This is a genomic window from bacterium, assembly GCA_023150945.1.
Taxonomy (GTDB): Bacteria; Zhuqueibacterota; Zhuqueibacteria; order Zhuqueibacterales; family Zhuqueibacteraceae; genus Coneutiohabitans.
Map to the genome: position 1 here is coordinate 414,244 of JAKLJX010000002.1, position 13,148 is coordinate 427,391.

Annotated in this window: 10 protein-coding genes; all 10 read right to left on the reverse strand. The window is 60.8% G+C overall.

Annotated elements, in window-relative coordinates:
* Positions 1–241 precede the first annotated feature (241 nt).
* Positions 242–676, reverse strand: coding sequence for a response regulator (locus tag L6R21_04970; GenBank protein MCK6558529.1), 435 nt, complete (start codon positions 674–676; stop codon positions 242–244).
* Positions 677–751: 75 nt separating this feature from the next.
* Positions 752–2,188, reverse strand: a complete 1,437-nt coding sequence (locus L6R21_04975; protein ID MCK6558530.1) for a GIY-YIG nuclease family protein — start codon at positions 2,186–2,188, stop codon at positions 752–754.
* A 376-nt stretch (positions 2,189–2,564) separates the two neighbouring features.
* A complete protein-coding gene (locus tag L6R21_04980; protein MCK6558531.1) occupies positions 2,565–4,403 on the reverse strand; it encodes a PDZ domain-containing protein in 1,839 nt (612 codons plus the stop codon).
* Positions 4,394–4,975 (reverse strand): class IV adenylate cyclase, encoded by a 582-nt coding sequence (locus L6R21_04985; GenBank protein ID MCK6558532.1) that lies wholly within the window; start codon positions 4,973–4,975, stop codon positions 4,394–4,396. The genes L6R21_04980 and L6R21_04985 overlap by 10 nt, the downstream gene beginning before the upstream one ends.
* A gap of 97 nt (positions 4,976–5,072) precedes the next feature.
* Positions 5,073–6,101 carry a CHAD domain-containing protein gene (locus L6R21_04990; GenBank protein ID MCK6558533.1) on the reverse strand — a complete coding sequence of 343 codons (1,029 nt, stop codon included), beginning with the start codon at positions 6,099–6,101 and terminating at the stop codon, positions 5,073–5,075.
* Between the two features lie 261 nt (positions 6,102–6,362).
* Positions 6,363–8,519: a hypothetical protein gene (locus tag L6R21_04995; protein MCK6558534.1), complete on the reverse strand. Its 2,157-nt coding sequence runs from the start codon at positions 8,517–8,519 to the stop codon at positions 6,363–6,365.
* A gap of 174 nt (positions 8,520–8,693) precedes the next feature.
* Positions 8,694–9,857, reverse strand: coding sequence for a glycosyltransferase (locus tag L6R21_05000; GenBank protein MCK6558535.1), 1,164 nt, complete (start codon positions 9,855–9,857; stop codon positions 8,694–8,696).
* A gap of 103 nt (positions 9,858–9,960) precedes the next feature.
* Positions 9,961–10,992 (reverse strand): GDP-mannose 4,6-dehydratase, encoded by a 1,032-nt coding sequence (locus tag L6R21_05005; protein ID MCK6558536.1) that lies wholly within the window; start codon positions 10,990–10,992, stop codon positions 9,961–9,963.
* Positions 10,993–11,081: 89 nt separating this feature from the next.
* On the reverse strand, positions 11,082–12,287 hold the full coding sequence (locus tag L6R21_05010) for a glycosyltransferase family 4 protein (protein ID MCK6558537.1): 1,206 nt from the start codon (positions 12,285–12,287) through the stop codon (positions 11,082–11,084).
* 9 nt (positions 12,288–12,296) lie between these two features.
* A complete protein-coding gene (locus tag L6R21_05015) occupies positions 12,297–13,076 on the reverse strand; it encodes a polysaccharide deacetylase family protein (GenBank protein MCK6558538.1) in 780 nt (259 codons plus the stop codon).
* Positions 13,077–13,148: the final 72 nt, after the last annotated feature.

Consider the following 13,148-nt stretch of genomic DNA (forward strand, 5'->3'; position numbering starts at 1 on the left):
ATTGCAAAGTTTTACCTGCAAAATGCCGGGGAAGAGGAAGAAGATTATTTGGAGCGAGTGGCGGGATCAGAAGGAAGCACATCGGACTTCGTGCAGTCCATGTGCGCGGAGAACGAGAGAACGGACTGCTCTTCTGTAACCGTGATTTCGCCGTCCTGCCCAGTTGGGCATTGCTCCAACCCGTGAGTCTATTTGCTTTAATGGCGACCCACCTGGGCTTGGGACTGCAAAAGACTGTGGTTCAGGCGCCAGTGCGCTCGCCGTTGGTCGCAGCGATCATGTTACGCACGCGCTCTTTCAGCGCTTCCACCAGGAAGGGTTTGGCCAGGAACTCGGTGCGCGGCGTGCGCAACGCAGCTTCGATTTTCTCGGCGTCACGGAAGCCGGTGAGCAACAGCACCGGAATGTGGGCGATTCGGGCATCGGCACGAATGGCCTGCAAAGTGTCGAGGCCGTTCATCTCCGGCATCACGACGTCCATCACGATCAAATCCGGCAGCTCGCGGCGAATAATCTCCAGGCCTTCCCGGCCATTGCCCGCTTCCACGATTTCATAATGTTCACGGCGCAGGGCATGACGAATGAGATGCCGGATCGGCGCTTCATCGTCAATCGTGATAATTTTTATGGGCGGCGCCGCCGATAAACTGGGGTTGGGGCTGTCGGTCACACTCACGTTTTCCTCGTCCCTGAATCTACCATTGCCGGGCCTGCGGGGAGCAGGCTCATCTCCATGCGAATCACGCTACCCCTAGTCAGGAACAACAGGCGATACGATTCTCACACTGGTTTCGAAAAGCTCACGGGCATGCAACACCGCCCCCAGCTTTCTTTCGGCCTCTTGCCGATCGCGGCATTCCTCGGGATCGATCATGCTGACCCAACTGCGATTTTGCGCCAACCATCTTGCCGCAATCTCGACTTCAGGCGCCGGCGTACCGGTTGTGGCTGTAGCCGCCTCATCCCAAAACGCTGTCAGCAATTGCTGCAGGCGTTTGCCGGGTTTGTGCCGCGCCGGCAACGCTGCGCGCCGCAGACCTTGCGGCGAAAGTAAATAGACGACAACGCGTTCACGGCCGGCAGTGCCCGTCGGCCGCTTGATCGGTACGATGAATATACCTCTCTTTTTTTCCGGTTGCGTAGCCGCCGCGTGAATCCGCTGTTGGCGGTTGAGCGCGGGTTTGATCCGGCGAATCAACGCATTCTCGCGCAGCAGGGCATCCAGTTCGGTTTCGGTGACTTCGAAATGCAATTGCCGCAGTTGCGCCTGCTGCTGCTGCAGCTTGCGATCTTCCGGTGTGGGCTGGCGAAAATAGGTTTGCAGCCGGTTGCGCAAATTCGCCGCCTTGCCCACGTAGATCACGCGACCGGCATCATTCTTCATCAGATACACGCCCGGCGCCTCGGGCAACTGCGCCACGAATTGCTCATCAAAATCGAACCCGCCAAAATTGACACGCGCGGGCCGGCGCGCCAGCTCGGCGAGTTGTTCCCAGTCTGTCATGCCCCGGGTTCGGCCGCGCTCGAGCAGATGCGCCACAATCTCACTCTCTGCGCTCAGACGATGGCTCAGTCCCTCCTGCCAGCTCGGATTTCCACTCAACTCGGCATGCAGGGCAGGCAGCTTGGGCGGGCGCGGCAATTGCAGGAGCTGGCGCGCCAGGCGCGCCAGTGAAATCGTGGTCAACGGCAGGAAAGGCTGCCGGGCCATTGCCGCGATGCGGCCGAGTGCCAGCAGCGCGGGGCGCGGATTCCATGAGATGAGAACCGCCTGCTGCAGCAGACCCGACCATTGCTGCCAAAACGCCGCGGCCGTGATGATGGGCAAGTCGGTCGCCGCGGCACTGCCGTCTTGCACCACGCAACAAACGGCGCTTTCCCGCAATTCACCTTCTCGCAAAGAACCGAGACCGATCACGATGGCGTTGGCGCGCTTGATCTCAGCCGGCCGCATCGGTGTTTCCACCAGACCGGCCGGCGGTGACGGCGCCGGTGCCGGCGAGGCGACGAGGTGCCAGTTGCCCAAGCCATCACTCACCACCTGCGGATCATCGTTCAGCAGCGCGGCCAGCAACTGGTCCGCCTGCGCCGGGCCGGCACTGCGCAGGTGCAAGAGCGCACGCGCGATGGCAACGCCGGAGGCTTGTCCGCCGCATTGCTTCAGAAAGGCATGAATTCGGTCTCGCATTGCAGGTGCGCCACTCTTCGACCGGCCGGCTGCCGGCAATGAAACAAAAAGGGCGTTTCCACTCGCGAGGCCGCAACGTCCCGCTGCTACCGTTCCGTTGCTGCTGCGCCAGAGGAGAACGCCCATCATACACTATCGTGCTTGTCATGCCCAACTCCTGCGTCGTGGTCATGCCGCCCTCGCGACTCACGGCGGAGCGCAAGGCCCTCCCGCTTTACACCCAAAGATCAACGCCACCCCACCGCACAGGCAAGTTGAGAAACGCGGCGTTAAAATAGACCAGGGGTCGAAGAAAGTCAAGCGAAAATTCCGGCGTCGGCGCCGTCGGCACGCCACCCGAATGAATGTTGTTCACTGTCCCTGTCGGCCTCTCCTGTCATTGCGCGCCGAGCCATCTTTCTTTCAACTCGTGTGCTGCCGCAGCCGCGGACTCGAGCGGCACGATCTCATAGGTGAAGCCGCGGCCCGGCCGGTAAGTCCCGGTGCGTTCGAGCAGGCGGCCGCGCCGGTCGCATAGAAAATTGATCGGCGCGCCGCTGGCGAGATCATCAAACAAGTATTCCCAATTTGCCGCAAAGGCCTCCCGCTGATTGACCGCGAGAATCTTGTCGCCACGATCGAGACCGGCCTCGTCAGCCACGCTGCCGCGCGCCACCTCCTCCACCACTAGTTCGCCGCCCTCCTGCCAGGTCAGTCCGACGTCAGCCGGCCGGCGGTGTTCCAGAATTTTGAGTTGCAAGCCGGCATGCTGCAAAAAGCGGTTGTAATCCACCGGTTCGGTGCCGCGCACGAAAGCCGAGAAGAAGTCATCGAGCTTTGCGCCCGCGGTTTCCTCCGCCGCCTGTTGGAATTCTGCCGCGGTATAGCCTCGACCCTGCAGGTAATAGCTTTCGGGCTGGCTCACATAGAAGCGGTCATAGAGCGCGGCAAAAACCTCGTCGAGCGAGCGCCGGTTGTTGCTGCGTTGCCGGATTTCCAGATCCAGCAGCATGCCGAGCACGGCGCCGTGATTGTAGTACGAAGTGAAATGTTGCCTGACGCGGTTGTCATCCAACGGCGGCGGCGTGCGCAAAAACAACCAGGTCAGCATGCTGGTCATCTCCGCTGATTCCTGCCGCGCACCGGGATGCTGTTCGTAGCCGGCGATTTCCGCGGCCATCTTCGCGAGAAACTCGCGTTCCTGGTAAAAGCCCATGCGCTGCAAGATCAGGGGCGCATAGTAGCTGGTCAGGCCTTCGGCGATCCACAGATTCTTGCTGTAGACTTCGCGGCTGTAGTCAAAGGGGCCCAGACCCGCGGGGCGGATGCGCTTGACATTCCACGTGTGAAAGAATTCGTGCGCCGCCAGCAACAACAGGCGTTCGTAGTCGCGATCCGAGGCGTTTGCGCTCATGTCGGACAGTTCGTGCGTGACGACAAGCTGGGCGGAGTTGAGATGCTCCATGCCGTCGCCGCCGGCGAGCGCGGGCGCAAAATGGCAGAGAAACCAGTAGTGCTCGTAGGGCAAGCCGCGGCGCAGAACGCGTTCCGCGGTTTGAACGATGGCCTGCAGATCGCGCACAAACGGCTCGAGGTTGTTTTCGCGGCCGTCGTTGTGCACCACCACGAAGTGTTTCTTGCCGAGCAGCTCGAATTCGCGCTGATGAAACTTTCCCATCTCCACCGGGCTGTCGATCAACACATCATAGTTCGGCGCGAAGTAGGTGTTGGCCGCGGCCGCGCGCGGCAGGCCGGTCGCCACCTGCCAGCCCGCCGGCGGCGCCAACACGAGCGTGATAGGCAAATGTTTGTAGGCAACCGCGTACATGAAAACCGGAGCGCCATTGAGATTAACATGTTCTTCATTGGCCTGGCTGAAAGTGCCCGACAAGGTGTTGGCAAAGACGCGGTAGCGCAGCTCGCAACGCCGCGCTTTGCCTTGGTGCAGCCGCCAGGTCTGTTTGTCCAGGCGCTCCACGGCCAGCGGATTTCCCTGGCCGTCGGTCGCGCGCACGGCCGTAACGTTTTTGGCGAAATCGTAGATCACATACCGGCCCGGTGACCAGGCCGGCATGGCAAAATCTAGCGCTGTTTCGGCAAAATCTTCAACCGTGATGGCAATGTCGAGGAAATGATGCCGGCGGTCGGTGACCTCAACGGTGTAACGCAAAGTTGGTGTTGCTGCAGCAGGGACAACGAGGGTGAGCGCCATAAGCATCCATCGCGTTAGTGACATGGTGTCTCCGTCAACAGGTCCGCATACGAGCCGGAAATCAAATCGGCGGCACGCACGCCGAAGGCTTGCAGCAGCCGCAGCGCTTCAGCCTCTGCCACCGCCACCTGGCTTTCATCGCCGGCCACGGCTTCGACTTCCACGAATTCGCCCAAACCTTCCACCTGGTCCAGATGAATGCGAATGCTGCCGCCCGGCAGCGGCAGCAAATGAAGCTCGCGGCGCTTCGCCACCACCACCCGAATGCCCAACGCCTCCTGCAGCACGCGCTTCATCCGGCCGGCGTCAGCAACCGGCGCGAGGAAATAGTCGCTGCGTTTCACTGCCGGCAGATCAGGTCGGTGATAAAAGATCAGTTGGCATTCGGCAGTCGGCGGCGCGTCCGCCGGCATGGTGTGTGTGATCTCACGCAGCTTCAGGCGGCCGGCGGCAACATTGAAATAGGTATCGCGTTGCTGAAGAACGCCGACAAAGGTTGCCGAAAGCGAATGCAACACGGCCATCATCGTCGCCCGGTCGTGCCAGCGCGCCTTGAATTCCAGGTTGATCATGTTGCTCCGTTTTGCGGTGGGCATGACACCGGTTGCCAACTGCTGCACGCAGCAGGCTGTGGATCAAGCCGACGTTGTTCAGATGGCACGGCAAGAAGGTGATTGGCGGATGGCCGATCCCTCAGGAGGCTTCGGCGGCTGGTGACGAGGGCGCCTCGGTCTTGGGGAGGGCCGGACGCGGCCGAGGCGGCACCACCCGCTTCCGCCATTCCGTCAGCGTGGCCGGGCCGAAGAGTTTGAGGTATTTTTCATAGAATTGCTGGCGTTCCTGCGCGAGATGGGCGAACACTTTCTCATAGCCTTCCAACAGCAGGCCGGCGAAAGTCTGTTGCTGCAGCGACGCGTAGCGCTCGTGCACCAGCGCGATGAAAACGTCACGGTCGTGCAAATCGCCCAGCACGGTTTGCAGTTTCTTGAAGAAGCTCAGATTCTCGGCCACGCCCTCACCGGCCGCGAAACCGAGCACTTCCAGGGCGTAGCGCAGCTTCTTCACGGCGATACGCAGATTGTGCAAGCCCTCCACGTGATCTTCACCGGTGATGGCGGCGCGCACCTTGAACACTTCCTGCAGGCGCTGCAACAGCAGCGTGCGGGCCAGCCGGCCGGCGGTGCGTGGACCACGGCGCCGGCCGGGCGACACTTGCGCGAGCTTTTGAAACGCGGCTTCGAACGCTGCCGGCAATTCCGCCGCCTTGACCTTGTTGCTCAGACGTTCCTGCATGCGTTCACGTTCTCGGCGTTGTTGTTTCACCAAACGACGGAGCAGATCTTCGAGCGCGAAGCGCGCCACCAACTCCGGCGCGCGGCCATGCTGCTCCGAAAAAAACGCCACCGCCACATCGGCATTGCGCGCCGCGCCCAGCGTGCGAGTGACTTGCCGCACGCGGCCGTACAACCGGTCATACTGCCGCTCCGGAAAACAAAAGGCAAAGATCTCCAGCGCCTCGCGCAGCCGCCGCGACCACACGCGCATGTCATGCAGCGCCTCGATATCCTCGCCGCGGCGCGTGCCCTCTTCGCAGCGTGCCATTTCAACGGCACGCTCGAGAATGAGCTGGCGGGCGCAAACCAGCGGCGGCGTGTCAGCGTCGAGCGCGACCGGCGCAAAGGATACCACCCGCGCGTTGAGGGAAGGGGGACGATTCATCATGTGCTCTTGAGAATGCCCGGGACAGGCGGACTACCGCCACGGGAACGATGCCAGTGTTCCGGCCACTGCAAACCAGGGTTCTTCGCACAGCGCAGAAGAATTCTGCAACAGCCTGGGCTCAGCTCAGGCTGAACCTGGCTCGGACACCGGCAATCTAACAAAAAAAATGGCGGAAGCCAAGACTGGGAGCAGAATTCGCCGCAGGCCGCGACGGCATGTGGTGGGTCAAGGATTCGGCCGGCGGGGTCAGGGAACGCGACTTCAATTCACAGGTGCCGAGCCGGTCGCGCGATTGCCTTGATAGACCAGCTTGAACGCATCGGCAACCACCGGGCCGTTGGCTTGGTTGGTGATGGTGAGGGCAGCCTCACCGCCGCGCTCGAAGCGAAAGATGCCGAGCGAATTCCAACGGCCGGAGGCGCGGCTTTGATCGACGAACACGGTTTTCTCACCGCCGGCGAAACGAATATGATGCGGCACGTTCTCGCCCTCTTTCGCGGAGGCGACCGACTTGCCGTATTGGCCGTGCCATTCGAAAACTTCATAGTCGCCGGAGACGCCGATGCCCGGCCGGTAAATTGCGCGCGCCTCGCCGTTGCCCGGCGCGGCAGTACGAAAGCCGTACAAGTTTTGCCAGGTCGCGCAACGCAAAGTGTAGAAGTCGAAGCCATCATCGCATTGCGGCGTCCAGTCCCCGATGAATTCCGTGTTGCGGCTGCCCGCGCTCGTGCTGCTGTGGGAATCATCGAGCACGATATCGGTCACGACGGTGCGCGGCTCGCGGGTGAGCAAGATGGCATCGCCGACAATCATCGTGGCCTGGCCGGCGGCCTCGAATTCATGGCCTTTGAGCTGTACCGCCGTGAACGGCTGGCCGTTGTTGCAGTCCGGATCTTGCCCGCCTTGAAAGCGATAGTAAGGTCCATTGTAGCCGTTCAATGATTGCAGATCCTCATCCTCGACTTCCACCAATCCGCCGGTGACATTGACAATCACCGCGCCTGCATCGAAGAAGCGCACCCAAATGTGATCGCGCAAGCGCTGCACTTCGCTGGTGGGATAGCCGATTTTCACCGCCAGCTCGTCATAGTATTGATTGTAGTAATGCTCGCCGGATTCGAGATCTTCATACTCGAAATACCAGTCGAAGCACATGGCCACGCCCAGCAGAAAACGCGCGTGCTGAAAATAGTTCCGCGAAGGCGAGGGTTTGCGCGGGTCACGGCCTTCCGGATTGCCGTTCAGCAGCGAAACCACCGGCTTGTGCGCGCGATTCATCAGCGTGCGGTAGGTGGTGAAGAAGAAATTCTGATCGAAGATGCCGCTGGTATGCTCCGACACCATGCCGTTGGTTTCCTCCCAGCCGAAGCCGTGCGCCGTGCCGGAGTTGAGCAGAATGATCTGGTTCGGCCCCAGGCGCTCGCGCAGTTTGCGCAGCAGCTCGTCGATGCCGGCCTGCCAGTGTGCGATCACCCAGGTTTTACCCTTGCCATGTTCATCGAGATCATTTTGCCCGTTGCGGTCGAGGTCAATGTCAGGAATATCCCGGCCCGGCCCGAGCTGGTAAGTCAAATGCTCACGGCCGTAGATGCCGTCGGTCGAGACGCCGGCAAACACGGTGTGATCGACTTCTCGGGTGAGAAAATCGAGCAGAAAGTCGACATAGCGCCGGCCCTGTACCTGCGGGCAGAGATCGGAAAAATCCGAGAACCAGGAATCTTCACCATAAAGCTGAATGCGGCGGCCGCGGGAATCAACCGCAAACCAGGCCGTTTGAAAGCCGGGAATCTCGTTGCCCTTGTTCCAGTCCTTGGCCGGTAGCAGCATCACGTTGGGATTGAGTTTCTTGATGCGGCGGCCCCAGGCCGGGTCGTCATTGCGCGTCATCACCAGGTCGAATTTGGCATACCATTCGTCCGGCGCGCCGCCCCACTGAAAAATCGCGGTGCGGGGATAGGGATGATGTGCCACCGTCGCCGAAGTCGCCGAGGAATGGTTCTGGCCGTGGCGCGCTGCAATCTCCATCAACATCAGGATTTCGTCGACTTCCTTGTAGGTTAGGCGGCGATCCTGAATGTGGGAGACCAGTGTCGCGGCGAGTTGCTGCAAATCATACTTCGTAATCTCGTCGCGTGCAGCGGCGTTGACGAAGGCATCCAGCGTGGTGACGAATTTTTCCTTGTTGTTGGTGACGTAACCGTCTGGGAAGTAGCGAAAAAGCTCATAGAACAAATCACCCGCCACCCAGCCCACGGCGACTTGCAGGTACTTGTCGCGATTCAGCCAAAAATAAGCCGTGACGCTGCCGACGAGCAGCAATGCGAGCAGGGCGCCCGTCAGCAGGCCGCGCAGCCACGTGCGGCGCTTGATCAGGCCCACTTCCATCGCCAGGAGTTTTTGATACTTGCCTTCGTCCATGTTGTCACTCGATGATGAAAAGAAACCGGCCACCGTCACCGCGCTGTGCCGCGCGCAAGCGAAGCCGCGCAACGGCGTTGGCAACGTGGTGGCCAGGCAAGAGAAATTGGAGGCCTGGCGACGGTCAATCGTACGCCAGAAGCAGCGCTCGTTGGACAGCGCGGCGAGGCGAAATCAACGTTGCGCCTTGCGGGCAAACAGCGTGTCGAGTGTTTCCTCGAATGAAGCGATTTGCTGCTGCAACGTGAAACGGTTCTCCACCGTGGCACGGGCGTTCTTGCCGAGCTGGTTGAGGCGCGTCCGGTCGTGCAAGACCTGCAGCAGGGCGTCACGCAAAGGCGCAACTTCTCCCGGCGGCACCAGAAAGCCATTCTCACCGGGCTTCACCAACTCCGGAACGCCGCCGACACGCGTGGCAATCACCGGCTTGCGGCAAGCCATGGCTTCCAGCAACACGTTGGGCAGGCCTTCACCCGGCAAGGAGGGCAGCACGAAGAGGTCCACGGCATTCACCCATTGCGCCACGTCCGGCCGCACGCCCATGAAGAAAACACGGTTCTGCAACTGCCGCGCAGCGACCTGTGCCTGTAATTCGGCGCGCAGCGAGCCGTCACCAACGAACACAAGATGCGCGTCGGGAAATTGCGGGGCGAGCGGAGCGAACGCGTCGATCAAATAGCGATGCCCTTTCCAGGGTTCCAGGCGCGCGACCGTGCCGATCAAAAAGCTCCGCGGGCTGACGCCGATTTCCCGGCGCTTGGCCAGCACGCGGTCATGACCATTGGGATGAAATTGTTCGAGATCGACGCCGTAGTGAATGACGCGAATCTTGCTCGCGGGAATGCCGCGCCGCCGCACGAGCGACTGCTTTACTTCATGCGAAACCGCCACGATCAAATCAGCGCAGGCCATCGCCAGCCGGTAACCGCCGCGGCGCTGTAGGTTGTTGTGATAGGGATCGCCCTCGTGCGACACGGTTTCCCAGGAGAGAATGGCGGGGACGCCGGCCATCTTGGCGGCGGTGGTGCCGATGACATCGGCCCAAAACAATGTGGTTTGCACGATGTCGATCCGGCGTTCTTTCATCAGATGGTAAAGGCGAAAGAAGGGCTGCGGATCAAACGCCCAGCGCCGGCAATAGTCAAAAATCTCGATGCCGAGCTTTTCGAACTGGGGCCGCAGCGGGCCGCCCGGCCCCACGGTGGCGAGCAGGATCTCATACTTGTTGCGATCCAGCCGCTCGATCAATTCCCACAATTTGTTCTCGGCGCCGCCCATGCGAAAGCCATCCACCACTTGCAGCACGCGCAGACGCCGGGGTTGCTTGTCGGTGTTCATCTTCCTCAAACCAAACTGGTCCAGCCAAACCGCCGTGCGCGATTGCCCGGCGGCCGTCGGACGTCATCAAGCGAAATCACGCGGCCGGCTACCGGCCGGCAGCCTACAAACGTACGTAGTCGTGAAACACGGATTCCAGCAGCGCTTGATTGCCTTCGGGATGGCCGTTCTTTTCCTTTTCCTGAAAGTATTCCCAAATGTGGCGGATGATCTGGTCGAGCTTCACGGTCGGCTCGTAACCGATCAGCCGTTTGATTTTGGTGAGATCCGGCATGCGGCGCTGCATGTCTTCGAAGCCGGCTTCATAGGCTTCGGCGTAGGGCACTTTCACGATCTCGGAGCTGCTGCCAATGATGGTCTTGACCCGTTCGGCGAGTTCCAGAATGGTCACTTCTTCATTGCTGCCGATGTTGAAAATCTGGCCGACGGCCTGCGGATGGCTGGCCAGCGCAATCAACGCCTGCACCACGTCGCCGACGTAGCCGAAACAACGCGATTGCGTGCCGTCGCCATACACGCGCAACGGTTTGTTGTGCATTGCCGCCTGCACGAAGCGCGGCACCACCATGCCGTATTGCCCGGTCTGGCGCGGCCCGACGGTGTTGAACAGCCGCACGATCACCACCGGCAGTTTCATCTCTTTGAAATAGGCCAGCGCCAGAAACTCGTCGATGGCTTTGGAGCAGGAATAGCTCCAGCGGCTCTTGGTGGTGGGGCCGAGAATGCGGTCGTCTTCCTCGCTGAAGGGAACCTTGTTGCTCTTGCCGTAGACTTCGGAAGTCGAAGTGATCAACACTTTTTTCTTGTAGCGATTGGCGGTCTTCAGCACGATCTCGGTGCCGAGCACGCAGCGTTCAATCACTTCCACCGGCCGGTTGACGATCAGCTCGACGCCGACCGCGGAAGCGAGATGAAAAATGAGATCACATTCGCTCACCAGCCGGTCCATCACCGCCTCGTTCATGATGGTCTCGATGGCGAAATGGAAATTGGGGAAGGCGCGGACGTGCGCGATGTTCTCCAGCTTGCCGGTGGAGAGATCATCGATGATGGTAACGTTGTGGCCGCGCTGCAACAACGCGTCGGTGAGATGCGACCCGATGAATCCTGCTCCACCCGTAATCAGAATCTTCATGACTGCCTTTGCTCCTTCATGGTTTGCCCGACAATAGTTTCCAATTCACTCCACTTCCCTGCTCCGCCGGCGGCTGCCGGCGGAAGGCCTCAACTGCCGGCGTGGCGCCGGCGCTGCAAGACCTCCTCGAACACCTCCAGCATGCGGCCCGCCATGTGTTCCCACGTCCATTTCGCCAGCACGTCGCGCCGCGCCTGCTCGCCGATCTGCCGGCGCTTCTCCTCGGAGTCCACCAGCGCCAACACTTTTTCGATCAGCTCGCCGGCGCGTTCGGGATCGAAGAGCAGGCCGTTCTTGCCCTCCTCGATGATCTCCGCCACCTGCCCCACGCGGGTGGCCACCGTGGCCTTGCCGGAAGCCATGTATTCGAAAATTTTCACTGACGAGGGATACCAAAAATCCAATTTGGGATAAGGCGCCAGCACGATGTCCATGCAGGAGAGATAGCGCGGCACTTCGCTGTGGGGTACCGTGCCCGGCAGCACGACCCGCGGCGCGTAGCCGTTGGTGTGCAACTGCTCTTGAAAAAATTCCTTGTTCTTGCCGCCGCCCACCAACAAGAAGCTGACGTTGGGCCGGTGGGAGAGCACATGCCGCGCCATGCCGATGAGATTCTCGATGCCGCTCCAGCCGAACAACGAACCCACCCAGCCGACGACCGTGCGGTTTTCCAGTCCCAGCTCGCGCGCCAAGGCCTGGTCTTTGGGCCGCGGCACGAACTTGTTGGCATCGACGGCGTTGGGAATCACGTGGATTTTTTCGCGCGGAATGCCGCGCTCGCTGTAGTAGTCGGCGAGAATGTTCGAAATCGCGATGATGGCATCGGCGCCGCGCAAGTTGGCCATTTCGATCGTCATCGCCAAATCGCCGAGATGCACGAAGTCCCGGCCGTAGAAATTCATGTGTTCATGCGTGGGCGGACAATCGGCCTCGATCACCAGCGGCAGATTCAGCCGGCGCGCCAGCCACAGCGCCGAGAAGGTGTAGAGCTCGAGACGATTCAGCAGAATATCGGGCCGACGGCGGGTGAGAATCCGGTGTTCCTGCCAAAGATACTTCGCGTTGACCAGCACGCGCTTGGGTTCGTGCAGATATTTTTGCAGCAGCGGCTTCAACAGCCGCTCCTTGGCCTGCTGCGCCACGTTGGTGTGCGGCGCCGGCTGCGGCACACGCCACTCCAGATGGGTGGTGTGTCCGAGGCGTTGCATCGCCGCCAAGAATTCCCTGGCCTTGATCGCCGAGCCGGCGGAAATGCCGTCAATATCCCAAAGGTAGCTGAAGTATGTGATGACCATAAGATGCCGTCAACTTCGCCACAAAAGGCGCTTGACTTTGCCCAACTGCCGTCGCGTGAAATAGTAGTAGCCCAATCCCTGCTGCATTTTGAACCGGAATTGCGTGAACGAATCCTGCCACAAGATCTCGGTGCGGCCGATCGCAAAGGGGCTGACCGGGCCGTCGGCATAGAACGGCGGACCGCCGCAGGCGCCGCGATAGCCGGCCGCGGCCACGGCCGCCATCACTTGCGGGTTGAAGCCGGCAAAGGGATAACAGAAAAAATCCACCGGCCGGCCCAGCTTGTCCGCCAGCAGCGCGCGCGAATGCGAGACTTCCTGCCAGACCTGGCCGGCGTCGAGCGTGGTCAAGTTTACGTGCGCCAGGCCGTGGGATTGAAAGCTCCAGCCGTGTGCCTGCATTTCGCGAATTTCCTGCCAAGACATGAAGCTGTGCCGGCTCTCCGGCGGCGGCGCGGCAGCGGTGCGCATGAGATTGGCAGCCAGAAAAATCGTGCCGGTGAAATTGAATTTGGCCATCACCGGAAAGGCGCGGCTGTAGTTGCAGAAATAGCCGTCGTCGAAAGTGATGACCAGCGCCTTTTCCGGCACCGCCCGGCCCTGGGCATAGTAATCCAATAGCGCGTGCAAATCGATCGTGCGATACCCGGCGCCCGCCAGCCACGCCATCTGCTCGGCAAAATGTGCGGGCGCGACACAGAAGCGGCGCCAGTTCTTGTCGGCCTCGCCATCGATGCGATGATAGAGCAGAACGGGAAGGCGTTGCTTGTGAGAATGATCAGCAGGCACGGTCGTTCCGGAAAACGCCACGGTCATCCTGCCACAGCGGAGGAATGCAGCCGAAATTCGGGAGAGGTGGCC

What these genes read in the sequence shown, in the direction of transcription:
- L6R21_04975 (MCK6558530.1), bottom strand. Translation starts at nt 2,188, where the DNA reads ATGCGAGACCGAATTCATGCCTTTCTGAAGCAATGCGGCGGACAAGCC.
- L6R21_04980 (MCK6558531.1), bottom strand. Translation starts at nt 4,403, where the DNA reads ATGTCACTAACGCGATGGATGCTTATGGCGCTCACCCTCGTTGTCCCT.
- L6R21_04985 (MCK6558532.1), bottom strand. Translation starts at nt 4,975, where the DNA reads ATGCCCACCGCAAAACGGAGCAACATGATCAACCTGGAATTCAAGGCG.
- L6R21_04990 (MCK6558533.1), bottom strand. Translation starts at nt 6,101, where the DNA reads ATGATGAATCGTCCCCCTTCCCTCAACGCGCGGGTGGTATCCTTTGCG.
- L6R21_04995 (MCK6558534.1), bottom strand. Translation starts at nt 8,519, where the DNA reads ATGGACGAAGGCAAGTATCAAAAACTCCTGGCGATGGAAGTGGGCCTG.
- L6R21_05000 (MCK6558535.1), bottom strand. Translation starts at nt 9,857, where the DNA reads ATGAACACCGACAAGCAACCCCGGCGTCTGCGCGTGCTGCAAGTGGTG.
- L6R21_05005 (MCK6558536.1), bottom strand. Translation starts at nt 10,992, where the DNA reads ATGAAGATTCTGATTACGGGTGGAGCAGGATTCATCGGGTCGCATCTC.
- L6R21_05010 (MCK6558537.1), bottom strand. Translation starts at nt 12,287, where the DNA reads ATGGTCATCACATACTTCAGCTACCTTTGGGATATTGACGGCATTTCC.